The 17,793-nt window shown below is 44.3% G+C and carries 17 protein-coding genes; 9 read left to right on the top strand and 8 right to left on the bottom strand.

From position 1 onward, the window contains the following. Positions 1-3: 3 nt before the first annotated feature. The 4 genes from NST62_RS09820 to NST62_RS09805 all read left to right on the top strand — a co-directional run bounded on the left by NST62_RS09820 (position 4) and on the right by NST62_RS09805 (position 3,711). Positions 4-1,041, top strand: coding sequence for an iron ABC transporter permease (locus NST62_RS09820; RefSeq protein WP_328219817.1), 1,038 nt, complete (start codon positions 4-6; stop codon positions 1,039-1,041). Continuing rightward, positions 1,038-2,066 (top strand): iron chelate uptake ABC transporter family permease subunit, encoded by a 1,029-nt coding sequence (locus NST62_RS09815; protein ID WP_141602783.1) that lies wholly within the window; start codon positions 1,038-1,040, stop codon positions 2,064-2,066. Before NST62_RS09820 ends, NST62_RS09815 begins: the two co-directional genes overlap by 4 nt. Beyond that, positions 2,066-2,881, top strand: coding sequence for an ABC transporter ATP-binding protein (locus NST62_RS09810; protein ID WP_141602782.1), 816 nt, complete (start codon positions 2,066-2,068; stop codon positions 2,879-2,881). The genes NST62_RS09815 and NST62_RS09810 overlap by 1 nt, the downstream gene beginning before the upstream one ends. Before the next feature lie 251 nt (positions 2,882-3,132). After that, positions 3,133-3,711, top strand: a complete 579-nt coding sequence (locus tag NST62_RS09805; RefSeq protein ID WP_141602781.1) for a nitroreductase family protein — start codon at positions 3,133-3,135, stop codon at positions 3,709-3,711. A gap of 127 nt (positions 3,712-3,838) precedes the next feature. On the opposite strand, the gene NST62_RS09800 is transcribed toward NST62_RS09805, so the two are convergent. From NST62_RS09800 to bioD, 5 genes are all read right to left on the bottom strand, one after another. Beyond that, positions 3,839-4,117: a hypothetical protein gene (locus NST62_RS09800; protein ID WP_141602780.1), complete on the bottom strand. Its 279-nt coding sequence runs from the start codon at positions 4,115-4,117 to the stop codon at positions 3,839-3,841. Positions 4,118-4,636: 519 nt separating this feature from the next. Further along, positions 4,637-5,635 carry a biotin synthase BioB gene (gene bioB, locus NST62_RS09795; RefSeq protein WP_141602779.1) on the bottom strand — a complete coding sequence of 333 codons (999 nt, stop codon included), beginning with the start codon at positions 5,633-5,635 and terminating at the stop codon, positions 4,637-4,639. Then, positions 5,632-6,210: a biotin transporter BioY gene (locus NST62_RS09790; RefSeq protein ID WP_141602778.1), complete on the bottom strand. Its 579-nt coding sequence runs from the start codon at positions 6,208-6,210 to the stop codon at positions 5,632-5,634. Before NST62_RS09790 ends, bioB begins: the two co-directional genes overlap by 4 nt. Continuing rightward, a complete protein-coding gene (gene bioA, locus NST62_RS09785; RefSeq protein ID WP_342462841.1) occupies positions 6,207-7,577 on the bottom strand; it encodes an adenosylmethionine--8-amino-7-oxononanoate transaminase in 1,371 nt (456 codons plus the stop codon). Before bioA ends, NST62_RS09790 begins: the two co-directional genes overlap by 4 nt. Next, a complete protein-coding gene (gene bioD / locus NST62_RS09780; protein WP_141602776.1) occupies positions 7,549-8,250 on the bottom strand; it encodes a dethiobiotin synthase in 702 nt (233 codons plus the stop codon). Before bioD ends, bioA begins: the two co-directional genes overlap by 29 nt. 318 nt (positions 8,251-8,568) lie before the next feature. On the opposite strand from bioD, the gene NST62_RS09775 reads away from it, so the two are divergent. Together NST62_RS09775 and NST62_RS09770 are read left to right on the top strand one after the other, a co-directional pair. Further along, positions 8,569-9,249, top strand: coding sequence for a DUF554 domain-containing protein (locus NST62_RS09775; RefSeq protein WP_141602775.1), 681 nt, complete (start codon positions 8,569-8,571; stop codon positions 9,247-9,249). Positions 9,250-9,327: 78 nt separating this feature from the next. Beyond that, positions 9,328-10,551, top strand: coding sequence for a multidrug effflux MFS transporter (locus tag NST62_RS09770; protein WP_246045873.1), 1,224 nt, complete (start codon positions 9,328-9,330; stop codon positions 10,549-10,551). A 126-nt stretch (positions 10,552-10,677) separates the two neighbouring features. On the opposite strand, the gene NST62_RS09765 is transcribed toward NST62_RS09770, so the two are convergent. Both NST62_RS09765 and NST62_RS09760 read right to left on the bottom strand, forming a co-directional pair. Beyond that, entirely contained in the window at positions 10,678-12,432 is a 1,755-nt protein-coding gene (locus NST62_RS09765; protein WP_141602773.1) for a B12-binding domain-containing radical SAM protein, read from the bottom strand. A gap of 93 nt (positions 12,433-12,525) precedes the next feature. Then, entirely contained in the window at positions 12,526-13,008 is a 483-nt protein-coding gene (locus tag NST62_RS09760; RefSeq protein WP_141602772.1) for a hypothetical protein, read from the bottom strand. Between the two features lie 262 nt (positions 13,009-13,270). On the opposite strand from NST62_RS09760, the gene NST62_RS09755 reads away from it, so the two are divergent. The 3 genes from NST62_RS09755 (at position 13,271) to NST62_RS09745 (ending at position 17,183) form a co-directional block, all read left to right on the top strand. Further along, the gene (locus NST62_RS09755) at positions 13,271-14,035 is read left to right on the top strand and encodes a metallophosphoesterase family protein (protein ID WP_141602771.1); all 765 of its coding nucleotides are present in this window, start codon (positions 13,271-13,273) and stop codon (positions 14,033-14,035) included. A 150-nt stretch (positions 14,036-14,185) separates the two neighbouring features. Beyond that, entirely contained in the window at positions 14,186-16,171 is a 1,986-nt protein-coding gene (locus NST62_RS09750) for an AarF/UbiB family protein (protein ID WP_141602770.1), read from the top strand. Between the two features lie 121 nt (positions 16,172-16,292). Continuing rightward, complete coding sequence (locus NST62_RS09745; RefSeq protein WP_342462840.1) at positions 16,293-17,183, top strand: 5'-3' exonuclease; 891 nt, start codon at positions 16,293-16,295, stop codon at positions 17,181-17,183. Between the two features lie 31 nt (positions 17,184-17,214). On the opposite strand, the gene NST62_RS09740 is transcribed toward NST62_RS09745, so the two are convergent. Next, on the bottom strand, positions 17,215-17,733 hold the full coding sequence (locus NST62_RS09740) for a C39 family peptidase (RefSeq protein WP_141602768.1): 519 nt from the start codon (positions 17,731-17,733) through the stop codon (positions 17,215-17,217). Positions 17,734-17,793: the final 60 nt, after the last annotated feature.

Raw genomic sequence — 17,793 nt, 5'->3', positions numbered from 1 at the left:
AATATGAAGAAAACCGCAGCATTTAAAGACAAACCGCAGCGTTTCATCCCCAAAAAGTTTTTTGCCCTGCTCACAGTAATGGTGCTTTTATTGGGAGGTTGCATCATTTCTTCTTTATTATTTGGTTCCAGGGCCATCAGTTGGGAGGATCTCGTGGATGGACTGTTCCATGCCCAAGTGGACAGCCATGAAGCGAACGTTGTGCGGCAAAGGGTGGTTCGGACTATTTTCAGCCTGATGACGGGAGCGGCTCTGGGGGTTTCCGGGGCATTGATGCAATCGGTGACCCGCAATCCGATTGCGGACCCGAGCATTTTGGGCGTCAATACGGGAGCATCCCTTTTTGTCGTCAGCGGAATCGCTTTCTTGCATATCAGTGCTCCAAGCCAATATATTTGGCTTGCGATTGCCGGGGCAATGGTTACTGCCATCTTGGTATATTCGATTGGTTCCATGGGAAGCGGCGGGGCCACACCATTGAAACTTGTTTTGGCAGGGGCTGCGACAAGCGCCATTTTCTCTTCCCTTGTTTCTGCCATCATGATTCCCCGCACCAATGTGATGGACCAATTCCGTTTTTGGCAAGTCGGCAGCACAGGTTCCGGCACATGGGATTCCGTTTGGACTTTCCTTCCATTTCTTGTGGCGGGGTTCCTAATTGCCATCTTTACAGCTCCTGCCTTAAATGCGATGCTTTTGGGGGATGAAGTTGCGGCCAGTTTGGGTGTACGGATTGGCTTCATTCGGCTGCTTGCTGCATTCGGGGCGATCGTTTTATGCGGTGCTGCCACAGCCCTGGCAGGCCCGATCGGCTTTGTCGGATTGCTTGCCACTCATGTGATACGCTTAATAATCGGGCCGGATATGCGATATCTCATTCCGATGTCCGCCCTTGCCGGAGCGGTGGTTTTAACCTTGTCGGATGTGTGCGGAAGGCTTCTGGGCAGCCCCGGAGAATTGGAAGTCGGGGTGGTGACCGCCTTTATCGGCGCTCCTATTTTAATTTTCATTACCATGAAAGCGAAAGTTCGTGAACTATGATGGAGACATTGCAGTTAATTCGGAAAGCCCGATCAAGAAAACGTCGTCGTTATGCATTATTGACATTGCTACTATGCCTCATTTCCTTTGCCCTATGTTTTTTGTCGCTGATGCTGGGCAACACGATTTATCCAGTTCAAGATGTGTTGCGGGTTCTATTCGGGGAGGAAGTAAAGGGTGCCTCCTTTGCGGTAGGTACGATCCGGCTTCCCCGGATGGTGGCAGGAGTATTTGCGGGGTTTGCCTTCGGGGCGGGGGGATATGTGTTTCAAACGATGCTTCGCAATCCCCTTGCCAATCCGAATGTCATCGGAATTACAACCGGTTCCAGTGCCGCAGCAGTATTTTCCATCCTGATTCTGCACGGAAGTCTTATGGTCACTTCCATTGCCGCGGTAATTGGCGGACTGGTGACGGTTTTCGTTATTTATTTGTTGGCAAAGGGCAGCTCTTTTTCCATCGGACGGCTGATTTTAATCGGCATCGGCATTCAGGCGATGCTCAATTCCGTCATTTCCTATCTGCTTTTGATCGGAAACCAGCATGATTTGCCTGCAGCAATGCGATGGCTCAGCGGCAGTTTGAATGGCCTGAAGATGGAAACCCTTTACCCGCTGCTCATCATTGTGATTCTTTTTACGCCCATTTTGCTGGTTTATGGAAAGCATTTGGAGATGATGGAATTGGGCGATCAGACGGCGACTTCCCTTGGCGTGAATGTGAATAAAGCCAGAATCATGCTGATGCTTAGCTCCGTTTTGATGATTGCCTTGGCGACGGCAACAACAGGTCCGATTGCTTTTGTCGCGTTTCTGTCAGGTCCCATTGCCAACCGGATCATGGGTTCCGGCTATTCCAACATCGTTCCTTCAGGGCTTGTCGGAGTGATCTTGGTGCTGGCGGCGGATCTGATTGGCCAACATGCCTTTGAAGCCCGCTATCCTGTCGGGGTCATCACCGGAATCCTGGGCGCGCCTTATTTGCTCTATTTATTAGTCCGATTGAATCGAAAGGGTGGATTGTAATGAAACCTGCACACGTGCTGAAAGCTGAAAATCTTTATGCGGGGTATGAGAAAAAAAACGTTTTGCAAGATGTGACCATCACCATTCCAAGCAACAAGATCAGCGTCATCATCGGGGGGAATGGATGCGGAAAATCGACGTTGTTGAAAACGATGGCCAGATTAATCAAGCCGACCAGCGGCCAAGTACTGTTGGATGGAAAACCCCTCCATCAATTTCCGACAAAGCAATTGGCTCGTGTGTTAGGGTATTTGCCGCAATCACCCGTTGTTCCGGAAGGGATTACGGTCGCCGATTTGGTGGGACGCGGCAGATTTCCGCACCATTCGTTTCTAAAAGGATGGACCGCTAAAGACGATGAAGCAATCAGCGAAGCGATGGAAATCATGAACATTTCCGATTTGGCTGATTGTTATCTCGATGAACTTTCAGGCGGACAAAGACAGCGGGTATGGATTGCAATGGCCCTCGCCCAGCAGACCGATATTTTATTTTTGGATGAACCGACGACATATTTGGATATCACATATCAGGTGGAAATTTTGGATATGTTGACGGATTTGAACAGAAAGCGCGGCACGACGATCGTCCTGGTGCTTCATGACATTAATCTGTCAGCCCGATATGCAGACTATATTTTTGCCTTCCAAAAAGGGAAGCTTGTGGCGGAAGGAACGCCGTCGGAAGTGATCAGCAGCCAATTAATCAAGGATGTCTTTGGACTGGATTGCACGGTCATTCAAGATCCGGTTTCTTTATCCCCTTCCATTGTTCCGATTGGGAGACATCATAATCAATTGGTGAAAAGCTGGTGATGCCGGCAAGCGGCAAAGATTTTTATGCCAAAAACGGACGGATGAAAATCTTCATCCGCCCGTTTTTCATGTTTGAATGGTAACAGATTTGTGATTAAAAATTAATCTGGCAATGTATAAGAAGACTTTACGAATCCATATTGAATGATGTTGAAATCTTCATCAGATTGTCAGGCATTAGAAATGCTATTTTGGAAAAATTATGTTATTAATAGTACTAGAAAATTGAATCGAAGGAGGCAGTAACAAAAATGGAATTTTTCGAAGCAATCAAAAACCGCCGTTCCATACGTGTGTTGGAAGATGAAGCCGTTGTACCGGACGATGAAGTTGTTGAAATTGTGAAGTCAGCGTTGAACCATACACCGACTGCGTTCAATGGACAAGAAACCCGTGTGGCCGTTTTGTTTGGAGATAGCCATAAGGAGCTTTGGGACAGTGCCGAAAAAATTGCCCGCGAAAAAAATAAGGGTGACATTTCCCGGACGCTTGAACGAATTGAAGGCTACCGCAATGGTCATGGTACGATTTTATTTTTCCAAGATCGGGATGTCATCAAGGAGTTTCAAGAAAAAATGCCTCATCTTCATGATGCGTTCGAAGAATGGGGGCACCAAAACCAGGGCATGCTTCAATATGTAATTTGGACAGGCTTGGAAGCAGTGGGGTATGCCGCATCCCTACAACATGTGGAAGTGGCCATAAAACCGGAATGGAATATTCCTGAAAGTTGGAAGCTCATAGCCCAAATGCCTTTCGGAAAACAAGCGCAGCCTTTGCAGGAAAAAGAAATAGTTCCGGTTGAAAAGAAATTGATTGTGGTTAAATGAATGCGAGGCGGTTTTGCGGAAGAACATTTATTCAAGCCCAATACAGATAGATTAGTAGTATATGCCATGTTTTTTCATTAAATGAAAGCTTGCGAAAAGGTCCATTAAGGCTTTTTTGCAAGCTTTTCTAATAGTTCTTTTTTTGATTTTCTATTTGCTGAGTCAAATATTGGATTTGCTTTTCAAGATTCCTGATTCTTTCATCATTGTTTGGTTGTTCCGACTCAAATTTTTCCAGTGACAAAAATTGTGCATAAATGGAGATGATCCCCCCGATGACAGAAAGAATTTGGCCGAATATGGATATTTTGGCAAATTTGATTTCAGATTGATTTCTGCTCCTGTTCTCTGAGGACGTCTGATTTTGGCGATTTGGCTGATAAAATGGATAAAAATCGTTTGTCATCCTCCTGCTCCCCCTGATCCATTATCTTTTGTAGTATATGTGTTTGCATGGGAAAAGTAACGGCGGGAACATGGGAGCAGGATATGGAACTTAAATTAATGAAAAGGGGTGTTGTGCACAAAAGTTAACGTACTGTCTGCCGAAGGAGAATCTTTATGTGGGCAAACGGGGCATCTATCTGCCGGGGAGAGGCTTTAAGTGACCAAGTTAGGCAATTGCCCGCCCAAGAAGGAGTTGCAAGTGCCCGAGCGAATAGCAGATCCGCCCAAGAGGAAGAGCTAAATACCCATGGTAGTCATCTATCCGCCCAAGAGGAAGTGTTAAATGTCCAAGGGTGCATCTGTATGCCCGAGAGGAAGGGCTAAACGCCCAAGAGGAGATTCTATCAGCCCAACAGGAAATGCCAAATGCCCAAGAGAGTCCACCATCTGCCCGAGTGAATTTTTTTCTTAGACACAATAAAAAGCAAAGAGGATAAGAATGAATCCCCTTTGCCGATTACGTTCTATAACCATTTCATCAGGCGTTCAATAATTCTTGCTGCTTCTCTGTAAGTTCGATTTCAAATCCCAGATCCTCTAGCATTTGAAAATCCTGGTTTGTTTCTTGTCCTTCCGTTGTTAAATAGTCTCCGACGAAAATGCTGTTTGCGGCGTATAATCCCAATGGCTGCAAGGAGCGGAGATTGACTTCGCGTCCGCCGGAAATGCGGATTTCCTTCGTCGGATTCATATAGCGGAATAATGCAAGCACTTTTAAGCAATAGCGCGGATTGAGCTCATTGGTGCCTTCCAGTTTTGTCCCTTCAATGGCATGAAGGAAGTTGACCGGAATGGAATCCGCATCGAGTTCTCTTAAGGCGCGGGCAATATCAATCACGTCCTGTTTTGTTTCTTTCATGCCGATAATGGCCCCGGAACAAGGGGAAAGGCCGTGTTTTTTCACTATTTCGATTGTATTTACCCGGTCTTCGTACGTATGGGTTGTTGTAATAAATGAATGGTGTCTTGCGGATGTATTGATGTTATGGTTGTAGCGGTCCACTCCGGCCTCTTTTAGCTGCTGGGCCTGTTCTTCTTTTAAAATCCCTAAGCAGGCGCAAATTTTTAAGCCGTATTTTTCTTTGATTTCTTTAACCGCTTCGCTGACGACATCCACATCTTTGCGTGTTGGGCCCCGGCCGCTCGCCACGATGCAGTACGTCCCGATTTTATTTTCGAAAGCGATTTTTGCCCCTTCCAAAATTTCTTCTTTTGTAATAAACGGATACTTTTCAATTTTGGCGGTGGATTTGGATGATTGGGCGCAATAGCCGCAATCTTCCGGGCAGTACCCGCTTTTCGCGTTCATGATCATATTCAATTTTACTTTTTTTCCGAAGTAATGTTTACGGATGGTGAAAGCGCCATGCAATAATGGCAGGAGTTCATCATCATCCGCGTTTAAGATTGACATTGCTTCATCATTTGAAAGTTCTTTTCCGTTAATGACTTCCTGGGCCAAAGTTTGCCACTTCATTTTGTTTCCTCCAGTGCATTCACTAATTTTTTATTTAATAAGAAATAAATTCTTCTTGCAAATAGCGCTGTAAGAATTGCCAGTACAATGTCAACCCCGACCGTGCTTAAAAATGCCGTTACGAAAACGGTGGAAGCGCTTGTCGGCATATCAAGCCAGAAGTTCAACGCCAGGTAGACATATGGAGCGCCGATTGCATAGATGACGAAAGTGCCGGCCAGGTTGGCAATGACAAATCGCAGACGGGAAGGCTCTTCTCCTCCCCGCTCAATGATATATCCGATCACAAAAGCCCCGACGGCAAAACCGACCAGATATCCAAAAGTCGGCTGCAATACATAGGTCAACCCCCCGCCTTTTGTGAATACCGGAAGTCCGGCCAAGCCGACAAGGATATATACCAATTGGCTTTGCAATCCTCTTTTGCTGCCCAAAATGGATCCGGCCAAAAAGACGATGACAATTTGCAATGTGAATGGGACAATCGGCAGCGGTATTTTGATGAATGCCCCAATCGCGGTCAATGCTGCAAAAATTGCTACCAGAGTCAGTGAGTATATTTGTGAATTTTTCATCGAACTCCCATCCCTTTCTCATTGAAAAATTCAACTATTGCCTGTTTGGCGGTTTCCACCATCCATGCAATTTCTTCTTCGGAAATCACATATGGAGGCATGAAATATAAAATATTGCCGAGCGGCCGAAGCAAAATTCCTTTCTTCAACGCTTTTTTGTAAATTTGGTAGCCGATTCGCTCTTCTGCAGGAAAAGGGGTCTTCGATTTTTGATCGGCGACCAATTCAATCGCTCCGACAAATCCCGTTTGACGATACTCTCCGACATATGGAAGACCGTCAAAGGCTTCGTGGGCCAATTGTTTTAACCGCTTTTCCTTTGCCGCGTTTTTTTCCAAAACATGCTCCTCTTCAAAAATGGACAGTACTTCCTGGGCGGCCCTCAACGCCAGCGGATTTACCGAGTAGCTGTGGGAATGCAGGAACGCTTTCATCGTGCCGTAGTCATCGTAAAAGGCATAATAAATTTTGTTTCTCGTCAATACGGCGGAAAGCGGCAAATATCCGCCGGTGATGCCTTTGGAAAGGCAAAGGAAATCAGGGGTAATCCCGGCCTGTTCACAGGCAAAAAGCGTTCCCGTTCTTCCGAAGCCGACCGCGATTTCGTCGGCGATGAGGTGGACATCGTATTTGTCGCACAAGTCCCTTAATTTTTTTAGGAAAACCGGAGGATACATTTTCATTCCTCCGGCTATTTGGATTAACGGTTCTATGATGGCGGCGGAAAGGGTGTCCGCATGATTTTCAAGCTGTTCTTCGGCAAACATTGCGCAAGGAGCATCGCAAGTATCGGGATGTTCGTTGAAAGGGCAACGGAAACAATCCGGTCCTTCCGCACGGACAACATTTAAAAGAAGGGGTGTAAATACTTTGTTATACAAATCAACGGACCCCACGGACAAAGCTCCAAGGGTCTCACCATGGTACGCGTTTGTAAAAGTCAAGAACCGTTGTTTTTCCGGTTGCCCCATTTGCGCACGATATTGAAAGCTCATTTTCAATGCGACTTCTATGGCCGCCGAACCGTTGTCGGCAAAAAATACTTTTTCCAAGCCATCCGGCGTTTTTTCCACAAGTTTTGCAGCGACATGAATGGCCGGTTCATGGGTGAAATTGGCAAAAATGACATGTTCCAATTTTTTTGCCTGGTCGCTGATGGCTTTGCTTATGCGCGGGTTGGCATGTCCAAACAAGTTCACCCACCAGGAAGACACCGCATCCAAATAGCGGTTTCCTTGTTTATCGTACAGCCAGACGCCTTCGCCCCGGTCTATCACGATTGGAGGAAAGGTTTCATAGTCTTTCATTTGCGAACAGGGGTGCCAAATATGTTTTAAATCAAGATCCTGAAGTTCGTAATAATTCACGCTTCATCAGCCTTTCAAAAATCGTTTCATCATCGAAGCTCTCAATCGTCCGGTTTCCTTCCACGATGACAAAAGGGATCGAAGGAATGAATCGCTGCAAAGTTTGGACATTGCTTTTTTCTATTGGACTATGTTCGTATTGATTGACAATGATGCCAAGCAATTCAATTCCCCGGGATTTCAGGGCCTCCAAGGAAAGCAGCGTATGGTTGATTGTGCCAAGATTGGAGCGGGTAACGAGTACGGCCGGCAGTTTTGATCGCTGAATGATATCCAATAAAGTCAGGGAAGTGTAGGGCTGCAAAGGTACATAAAGCCCGCCGGCGCCTTCGCAAATGACCACATCGTACTCTTTCGTCAAATGATCGATTTTATTGAGTATTTGCGCCCCGCTGATCCATTCCCCCTCAAGCTCCGCGGCAAAATGGGGAGAGGCGGGGGTGGGAAAAGAATAAGAATTGATGTCGTCCGGAGAAAGCGGTTGCAGGCTATAGGTTAAATATGTAGTTGTATCGGAATAATGGGTTTTATTCCCTTTTTTGACCGCACCCGTTTGTACCGGCTTATACGGCACAACTTTTAACCCTTTTCTTTGCAAGTAGCGCATCATCAATGTCGTGATAAAGGTTTTGCCTACATCTGTACCGGTCCCGACGACCCAGAAATGGTCCAACTGATCACCTTCTTTGCTGCGAAACTTTTTGTTAACCAATACAACAAATAAGTTAACATATTATTTTTTTCACGTAAATAGTATTTTTGGAACATTATATGAATTCGGATTTTTTTAGAATGGAAGAAAAAGCTGGGTGGAGGAAAATAAACAACCGCAGGCATCGTTAGTGAAATGCAGATCTTGGGAAGGGAGGAAAAAGGGAATAGAAGTTTTGGCAGAAAAATAAAATATGAATTTAAAAATCAATTATGTTACAATTCTTTATTATTGCAAAATTTTCAAATTCTAAGGTTTTGTTGACGGGAGTGTAAAGGGATGATCGGCACAATCGTAAATACCGTGTGTATTCTGGCGGGGAGTTTAATAGGAAGTGTATTAAAGAAAGGAATCAAAGAAGAGTATCAAACGGCTCTTTTTACGGCTATGGGGTTTGCAGCCACCGCATTGGGCATCAATGCGATCGTCCAAAATATGCCGCACAGCAAATACCCGGTATTGTTCATCGTCAGTTTGTCCATCGGCGGTTTGATTGGCACCATCATTGATTTTGATGGAAAGTTCAAGAACATGGTCGACCGTTTTTCCAAAACGGATCTAAGCAAGGGATTGTCCACGGCAATTTTGCTGTTTTGCATCGGGACTTTATCCATTTTAGGTCCTGTGGAAAGCGCATTGAATCATAATCATACATATTTATTTACCAACGCGACCCTTGATTTGGTCACTTCTATGGCCTTGGCCGCCACTTATGGAATCGGCATCGCTTTTGCAGCGGTCGTGCTGTTTTGTTGGCAAGGAGCGATTTATTTAAGCGCCAAATATATTGAGCCATTTCTGACGGCAGATCTCATGACGGAGATTTCCATTGTGGGTGGCATTTTGATTTTAAGTTCCGGATTGTCGATTTTGGGAATTAAGGACAGCAAATCGTTAAATATGTTGCCTGCGCTTTTTGTACCGGTGTTATGGTTTATTATTCTGGAGTTGTTGAAGTGAGATTTGCGACGAAAACCGGCTCATTTATGGCAGAGATGATGCTGTCAACAAAGTTGTCGAGAAGAAGGGGGAATGTTGATGGCTCAAAGGATGCATGGGGAAATGAATGTGAAACCGTTGAAGCTGGCGGCAATTTTGGGCGCATTGGGCGCGTTTTCGCCGCTCTCCATTGATATGTATTTGCCTGCGTTGCCACACATAGCGCAAGAACTTGACACAACTCAATCCCTTGTACAGTTGAGTTTGACTTTTTTTCTATTTGGCCTTGTTTGCGGGCAGCTTCTGATTGGTCCGATCAGTGACGCAAAAGGGCGGCGCAAACCGCTGCTCATCGGCCTTGCCGTTTATACCGCAACCTCTTTTCTGTGCATTATTGCGCCGAGTATTGGATTGTTCATCGCTTTGCGCTTTTTGCAGGGGCTTTCCGGGGCGAGCGGCATCGTTCTTTCCCGGGCAATTTTGAGGGATGTGTTCTCCGGAAAAAAATTGACGAAAGTGTTTGCGATGTTGGCTTTGGTGCAAGGGGCTGCACCGGTGCTTGCGCCGGTGCTGGGAGGAATTATTTTACTGTTTGCGCCATGGAAAGGGGTGTTCTTGTTCCTGACGCTGGCAGGTATTGCGATGTTCTTCATTGTCCTTTTTTGTTTGCCCGAGTCGTTGGAGACCCATATGAGAAGAAAAGGAAGCGTTCGACAGACATTGTCTGTCTTTAAAGGTTTGATGCTTGATCGAAGTTTTATCGGCTACGCATTCGTTATCGCCTTTATGTTTACGATGATGTTCGCGTATATTTCCGGTTCTTCTTTCGTATTGCAGGAATTGTATGGCATCTCCGCACAGCTCTATAGTTTGATTTTTGCGATGAACGGGCTCGGTATTGTGGTCAGCAGCCAAATTACTGGACGGTTGGTGGGGCTGTTCAATGAGATAAAATTATTGGTTTTCGGAATCGGGCTGGCATTTATCGGGACAGCGGCCTTGTTGGCGATGCTCAGCCTGAAAGCGAGCCTTTATTTTGTGTTGCCGCCTTTGTTTTTGGCGATTGCAAGCATGGGAATCGTCAATACGACAGGACAATCTTTGGCGCTGCAAAATCAAGGGAAAATCGCCGGAAGTGCTTCGGCATTGCTCGGCGTACTCCAATATGTGCTTTCCGGTTCCCTTGCGCCTTTGACCGGTCTTGGAGGGGACCCTTCCATCTCAATGGGGGTTGTCATGATGATTGGAAGCATCGGATCCGTCCTATCTTATCTATTCCTTGTCCGGATGAAACATAAGGATGTGTGCGGTGAGTCGAAGTAAAGGGATTAGCCGGAAAAGATGTTCAAAGGAGGCCCCTTTGGAAAGTTTTTGTTACAGCGAACCGGCACGAACAAAAAAGTAGTACAAACTTTGGCTTGTTTGTACTACTCATTTTATTTTCAGCCATTATTTTTCCGCCATGTTTTTGGGAAAGGATGCGAAGTAAGGGGTGTTCCCAGGTCTGAATACGGTCAAAAGATAATCATCGCTTTCAACGATATTCCCGTTTTGATATTGTTTGTAGTCGATGTTGAAAGGAACAATGAGGCAATGTTTCACGATTTCCTTTTCGTTCAATTGCATTTGGGCAAATTCTTTTCCGGCGATTTCAGGTTTTTCGAGCAGCAATTTGTTAATCGCTTTTAAATCTTCTTTTGAAATCCGTTCTTCCCACCAAAGTTTCCGCGGCTGGAATTGCTGTTTTGCCAAGAAATCGAGCTTCATTAAACTGTGGACGATTCCCAGGTTGACATTAGGAAGCGTACGCAAAAATTCGTCCAATCTTTTGAACAAATCTTCCAATTGATGCCCGATTCTTGACCATCCTTTTTCTTCCCAAAAAGTGCCGAAATTTTGGAAGAAGTCGAATGGCGTTTCAAAGACTTCTGTCACCAAATATTCGATGGTGTTGTCCATGCGGTGGGCATTCCAATATTTTTCGAGCACGTCTTCCGCCTGTTTGATGCGGATGATGTCATCAAAGCTCAACACATTGTTGGAAAGGATTTCGTAAGGGGCGATATCCACATATGTATACCCGAACTTTTCTGCATCATTTCTTAATCCGGTGCCGCGCAGCAATTTCAAGAAGCCGAGCTGCAACTCTTCCGGCCGCATTTCAAATACATCGTTGAAAGTTTTTCGGAAACTTTCATAGTCTTCTTCGGGAAGACCGGCGATTAAGTCAAGGTGCTGGTCGATTTTTCCCCCCTCTTTTACCATCATGACCGTTCTTTTTAATTTTTCGAAGTTCTGTTTCCGCTTCACAAGTTCATTGGTCAAATCATTCGTGGATTGGACGCCGATTTCAAATCGGAACAATCCTTCCGGTGCATTGTCATTTAAAAATCGGATGACTTCCGGCCGCATGATGTCCGCCGTGATTTCAAACTGGAACACGACGCCGGGTACATGTTCATCAATTAAAAATTGGAACATGTCCATGGCGTAACGCCGGCTGATGTTGAATGTACGGTCGACAAATTTGATCGTTTTTGCCCCATTGGCCATTAAATATCGGATGTCCTCTTTGATCTTTTCCCTGTCAAAATAACGGACCCCGACTTCGATGGAAGATAGGCAAAATTGGCATGTGAAAGGGCAGCCGCGGCTTGTTTCGATATATTGAATGCGTTTGGAAAGTGACTCCCGGTCTTCTTCAAAGCGGAATGGGCTCGGCATTTCCCGCAGGTCGATTTTTTTCGGCTGAGGATGTATTTTCATTTTCCCGTCCTGCAAATAAGCAACTCCCGGCACTTCCTCCAGAGGGATTTCCTCATGCACATAGCGGAGAAGTTGTTTAAAGGAATACTCCCCTTCTCCCATAATGATGAAATCCGCAAGCCCTTCCAAACGGCGCAGCCAATAATGGACATCATAGGATACTTCCGGGCCTCCCAGGACGATTTTTGTATGAGGACTTACTGCCCGGAGCATTTTGATCACTTTAATCGTTTCTTCAATATTCCAAATGTAACAGCTGAACCCCACCAAATCCGGTTTTCTTTGATAAAGATCGGTCACGATGTTCAACGCAGGTTCTTTAATGGTAAATTCGACAATCACCGGATCGAATTCCGGACGGGCATAGGCTTTTAAATATCGAATGGCCAAATTTGTATGAATATATTTGGCGTTCAAAGTGGTCAAGATAATTTTCATCCGTAGAACTCCTTTAAATGCGATTGATGCAAAGATTTAATATCCACATCTATTATACATGATAATGTTCGTCATTCTTCCTTAATGAACCAACTAATAAATGATTTTAACATGGCGGGTTTCAGTATAGGAAGGATCTTCTAATGAGGAAATGAGCAGTTCCATCTCCATGTCATTTTCAAATTCCGGAAATTCGGCATCTTCAGTTTGCCGGATCGTCAGTTTGGCATTTGCCGCTTTTTGCGGAGAAATTTCTTGTTCCATTTGATAAATGGCTGCATCGACCATACGATCGTCTACAGACAGCCTTTGAGCCTGAATTTTGATGGTATCTTCGCGTTTGTTTAAAATATCAAAATGAACCGTAACGGTGGTCTTCGAATTTTTTTTGATTTTCTTCATATTTAATACGGTAATTTTTATGTGTTCATTATCCACAACCAGCTGACGGATTTCTTTATTAATCGATTCATTTTTTCCATCACCAGACTTGCCCAGATTCGCCTGGGAAGGGACACCGCAGGCAAAGAGGACAAAAATCAATAGCAGTAAAAGGAATGAATGCGTTTTTTTCATAATATCACCTTATATCATGATTCATGGGGAAAATATATCAAAATTTAGTATGAAAGCTGAAAGTTTAATCTATACCTCAGCCCAATGCCTTGGCGATTTTATCGGTTTTGAAGAAAAGCTTGCAATTATGAGTGCATAAATTGTAATGAAATCATGTGAAATTTTCACACAATTCTGTAGTATAATTGAATAAAATGTTAATGGATGAAAAAGATTCAAAAAAGCTCAACCGTATTCGATTGTTGAATAAAGAGGTGTATAAATGGACAAAGTATTTGCCATTGGAGATATACATGGAAGTTATCATTTATTGGATAAAATCTTGAATTATTGGAACCCTGAGGAAGAGTTGCTCGTTTTTTTAGGTGATTATATTGACCGGGGAAGAGACAGCCTCCGGGTGCTGCGGAAAGTGATGGAGCTGTCGGAAAAACATAAAGTCGTTACTTTAAGCGGCAACCACGAACAGATTTTTATGAATTGGCTAAAAAAACCGAAAGAAATGTCCGATTTTTATTTTGACCCGAAAGTGGGCGGCGTAAGCACCGTTCAAAGTTTTTTTTCAGCCTTAGATCAAAAACTGTCTCCGGAAGATCTAAGCGGGGAACAAATCGTCGAAATAATAAAAGAACAGTTTCCGGACGAAGTGGAGTTTATAAAAAATCTTCGCCTGTATTATTATTGGAAGCCTTATCTGTTTGTCCATGCGGGAATTAATCCGGATGTGGAGGATTTTTTGGAAACAAGTTCGGACGAATTTCTTTGGATTCGCGAGGAGTTTTCAAAAGTACCGCATCGGGCGAAGGAAATCGTGGTATTCGGCCATACGCCGACGATTTTTTTGAATGAAGATGGTTCAAGCAAAGTCTGGATTTCCCCTTGCCGCAAAAAAATCGGAATTGATGGTGGCGGAGAAATTTATCCTGATGGCAAAATCCATGGGGTCCGTTTTTACAAGAATTCTTCCCGCATTGATATTTATTCCGCAAACGACAAGGAGATTTCCACAAGTCATTTTACATTATGATTGGATTGCCCGATTGAAATGAAACCAGGATTCACCCCCGTGAATCCTTTTTTGAATGTATTGTATATTGGCGGAGACTATAGGAATGACAACGATGGAATGGAAGCCATACTAAGAATAATGGATATACAATTGGAAGTGGTGAAGTGAATGAGTACAATTAATGCCTTGTTGCAAATTCTGTTGGTATCAATCATGATTTTTTTTATTAGCGGTAGACTGATTGGCTCCAATGTGAACTTGTTCCGGAGAGTTTTGTCTGTCATCATCAGTGTCTCATTCACTACCTTTGTGTTTTGGTACACGTATATCAGGGAAAATCCCCAGTACGAAGATGGCGTGGTCAGTGTCGCCACTTTATTGTGGATCGGAAGCATGTTGTTGATTTCCATGCTGATTTATTTGTTTTTTGAACTGTTTGACCCGATTGCGTTGGATGAAGGCGCAAGGCGGTATTCACAAAAAACCATTTTCAGGAAAATGGTCAATTATTGGCGTTATCAAAAACGTTTGAGAACGGTGTTAAAAGCGGCGGTCACGAATGGCATTACCAAAACGGTGAAATACGCAAGAAACAGGGATACGGACAAACAATTGGCCATCGCTTTACGGGCGACGCTTGAAGAGAGCGGCGGCATTTTCATCAAATTTGGACAGGTGTTGTCGACACGAAAAGAACTGTTTTCACCTGTCTTTATTGAAGAATTGAAAAAGCTGCAGCAGAAAGTTTCACCGATGACTTACGACGAAGTCAAAACCGTTTTGAAGGAGAATTATAATCGGGATCCGGAGGATGTTTTTTCTTTTTTTGAGGAAAAGCCTTTGGCTGCTGCCTCCATTGGACAAGTCCATCGGGCGGTGCTGAAAGATACCCATGAGGAAGTGGTGGTCAAGATTTTGCGTCCACAGATCAAGACCATCATGAGAGAAGATTTGAGCATATTATTGGAATTCGCGGACTGGATCACGGCGAAATCCCAATGGGCGGAGAGCATGGGATTCAAAGCGTTGGCCGAAGGGTTTGCCAATTCGATGAAAGAAGAAACGGATTTTTCCATTGAAGCCCGCAATATGATTCAAATAAGAAATGTTTTAAAGCATAGCGAGCTGAATGTGAAAATCCCGCGGGTATATGAAGAGTTCAGCAACGAAAACATCCTGGTGATGGAATATGTGAAAGGCGTCAGCATTTCCGAGTTGGACAAAGTGGATGATAAACAGGCGATAGACCGCAGGGAATTGGCTAGAACGCTCATGTACTCCTATTTGGAACAGGCATTGATTTCGGGCATTTTCCATGCGGATCCGCATCCCGGAAATATTTCTGTAAATCCTGAAACCGGCGAATTGGCCATCCTTGATTTCGGGGCGGTCTGCCGGTTGTCGGGACAGCAACAGGAAGGTTTAAAATTGTTTTTTATCGGCATCCAGCAGGGAGATGCATCCATTTTATTTGATGCCATTTCATTATTGATCAAAAACAAGGACGAAATTAATCGCCAGGAGCTGGAACAGGCGATTGGCCAAATTTTATTGAAAATCTCCTATGTCAATAAAATTCCGACGGATGAGACGATTTATTCCATTTTTACGGTAATCCGGGAATCGGGATTGCAATTTTATTCGTCCGTGAGCCTTGCCTTGCGGGTGATCATTACATTGGACGGCACCATCAACATGCTTGATCCGAAATTTAATATTTTTGATGAAGCGAAGGAATTTATGAACAATTACATGAAAGCTTCCATCCGAAAGCCGTTTAAAGAGCCGATGGAAACGATGGAAAAAATCCAGGAAGAGCTGGCTCTTTTGGTTCCGAATTTGAGGAAAATTCCAAGACGTGTTGATCAATTGATCCGGAAAATCGAAGATGGAAAAGTCATTTTGCATCATGATATTTTCTCGGATAAAACAAACGCCAAATTTGTTACCCAACTGTTTTCAAAATTTGTGCTGCTGATGGTGGGCATCACGTTCGGGTTTATATCGACGGCGCTTCTTGCGATTTCCCAATTTATCGAAACGGTCTATGCCATTTATTTAAATACGGCGGCGTATCTCGGATTGTTTTTATGTTCCATTCTCCTTGTACGATTATCGATTCAGGCCATCCGGGATATGAAGCGGAGGGATTGAAGAAAGCACTTTTCCCGCAATATTTGCGGGGAAGGTGCTTTTATTTTGAAAGCAAGACATGCAGGTTGCAGATGGATGCCGGTCTGTTATAATGGATGGGATGGAAAGCGAGGAATTATGCATGAACAAACAACATCCGCATCTTTTGGTAATCGACGGGATGGCCCTGTTATTCCGGTCCTTTTATGCCACAAGCGTGATGGGGCATTATCAATATTTGCCGGATGGAAGGCCGACAAATGGCGTGCAGGGATTTGCAAGGCATGTACTGACGGCCCAGTCCATCATCAAACCGAGCCATTTGGAGATTTGCTGGGATATGGGGAGCCATACGTTCCGGAATGAGCTGTTTCAAGGGTATAAAGCCAACCGAAGCAATCCTCCGGTGGAATTGGTTCCGCAATTTGAAATGGCAAAAGAAGTTGCAGAATGGATCGGATGGAAAAATATCGGCGAAGCGGGGATGGAGGCGGATGATTGCATCGGTTCGATCGTGGAGAAATGGAAGAAGGAAGCAAAGATTACGATCATCAGCGGTGACAGGGATTTGCTGCAATTGTTGAACCCTTCCACGGAAATCGCCTTTACGAAAAAAGGTTATTCTGAGTATGACGTGTATACAGTCCAACAATTCAAAGAGGAATATGCAATTGAACCCCATAAGTTTGTCGATGTGAAAGCGTTGATGGGGGATGCCAGCGACGGCTATCCGGGAGTAAAAGGCATTGGGCCGAAAACAGCATTGCAACTTATCCGGCAATACGGGTCGGTGGAAGGGGTCCTGCAAAATCTGGAACGATTGAAACCAAGCCAGCGGAACAAAATCAAAGAGCAGATCGACATGTTAAAACTGTCATATCAATTGGCTTCAATTCAAAGAAATGTTTCCATAAAGGCAAATTTGGAAGAATTGTCCGTCCCGGATTATTCCGCAGGTCTATTTGAACAATTGGCGGCCAAGGGGTATACATCGATTGCGAAACATGCTTGCTCGTTATTTTCGTTCGTATAATGAAAAGGGCGCAAACTTGCGGTTTGCGCCCTCAATTTTTCTTTTTCGGTTCAATTTTTACAAAGCTGATGACTTTCCGGTCTTTTTCATAAGGCACCTTTCGGATTTGGCTGTCCCGATTGACGCCGCCATTGTCATGGACATACAAGAATAATTCTCCGTCATTGATTTCATAGCCGATGAGGGGAACCCAATGGTATTTGAAAGTCGGTTCCGCTTTCCACTGGAACGTAAAATATTTATCAAACTTCGTGGCAACCGGTCTGCCTTCATCAATCTGCTTCAACGCATTTTTTAAAGAACATTTTGCCACGACCCAGTCGGGGCCCAAATATTTTTGCAAACGCTTGACCAGTCTCCACCGGAACAAACCGATTTTGGTTGTTCCCAGCAATGAATAAAGGGCATTGACATCCAGCGCAAACTCTTCCCCGATTAAATATTTCAGAATCACGTAGATGGTGGTTGGCCCGCAGGCGGAGCTTCGATAAGAAGAATGAATGGACGGATGGTATTGAGAAAATCCTTCCAATTGTATGATTTTTTTCATAGACAACACCTTGCTGTGAATATTTATCAAAGAAATGTCAATGGAGGATGGGAAAATGTT

The organism is Ureibacillus sp. FSL K6-8385 (assembly GCF_038593155.1).
In the GTDB taxonomy this organism is placed as follows: Bacteria; Bacillota; Bacilli; order Bacillales_A; family Planococcaceae; genus Ureibacillus; species Ureibacillus terrenus.
This window is presented reverse-complemented; position numbering and strand designations above follow the sequence as displayed.

What these genes read in the sequence shown, in the direction of transcription:
- NST62_RS09820 (WP_328219817.1), top strand. Translation starts at nt 4, where the DNA reads ATGAAGAAAACCGCAGCATTTAAAGACAAACCGCAGCGTTTCATCCCC.
- NST62_RS09815 (WP_141602783.1), top strand. Translation starts at nt 1,038, where the DNA reads ATGATGGAGACATTGCAGTTAATTCGGAAAGCCCGATCAAGAAAACGT.
- NST62_RS09810 (WP_141602782.1), top strand. Translation starts at nt 2,066, where the DNA reads ATGAAACCTGCACACGTGCTGAAAGCTGAAAATCTTTATGCGGGGTAT.
- NST62_RS09805 (WP_141602781.1), top strand. Translation starts at nt 3,133, where the DNA reads ATGGAATTTTTCGAAGCAATCAAAAACCGCCGTTCCATACGTGTGTTG.
- NST62_RS09800 (WP_141602780.1), bottom strand. Translation starts at nt 4,117, where the DNA reads ATGACAAACGATTTTTATCCATTTTATCAGCCAAATCGCCAAAATCAG.
- bioB (WP_141602779.1), bottom strand. Translation starts at nt 5,635, where the DNA reads ATGAAGTGGCAAACTTTGGCCCAGGAAGTCATTAACGGAAAAGAACTT.
- NST62_RS09790 (WP_141602778.1), bottom strand. Translation starts at nt 6,210, where the DNA reads ATGAAAAATTCACAAATATACTCACTGACTCTGGTAGCAATTTTTGCA.
- NST62_RS09775 (WP_141602775.1), top strand. Translation starts at nt 8,569, where the DNA reads ATGATCGGCACAATCGTAAATACCGTGTGTATTCTGGCGGGGAGTTTA.
- NST62_RS09770 (WP_246045873.1), top strand. Translation starts at nt 9,328, where the DNA reads ATGGCTCAAAGGATGCATGGGGAAATGAATGTGAAACCGTTGAAGCTG.
- NST62_RS09765 (WP_141602773.1), bottom strand. Translation starts at nt 12,432, where the DNA reads ATGAAAATTATCTTGACCACTTTGAACGCCAAATATATTCATACAAAT.
- NST62_RS09760 (WP_141602772.1), bottom strand. Translation starts at nt 13,008, where the DNA reads ATGAAAAAAACGCATTCATTCCTTTTACTGCTATTGATTTTTGTCCTC.
- NST62_RS09755 (WP_141602771.1), top strand. Translation starts at nt 13,271, where the DNA reads ATGGACAAAGTATTTGCCATTGGAGATATACATGGAAGTTATCATTTA.
- NST62_RS09750 (WP_141602770.1), top strand. Translation starts at nt 14,186, where the DNA reads ATGAGTACAATTAATGCCTTGTTGCAAATTCTGTTGGTATCAATCATG.
- NST62_RS09745 (WP_342462840.1), top strand. Translation starts at nt 16,293, where the DNA reads ATGAACAAACAACATCCGCATCTTTTGGTAATCGACGGGATGGCCCTG.
- NST62_RS09740 (WP_141602768.1), bottom strand. Translation starts at nt 17,733, where the DNA reads ATGAAAAAAATCATACAATTGGAAGGATTTTCTCAATACCATCCGTCC.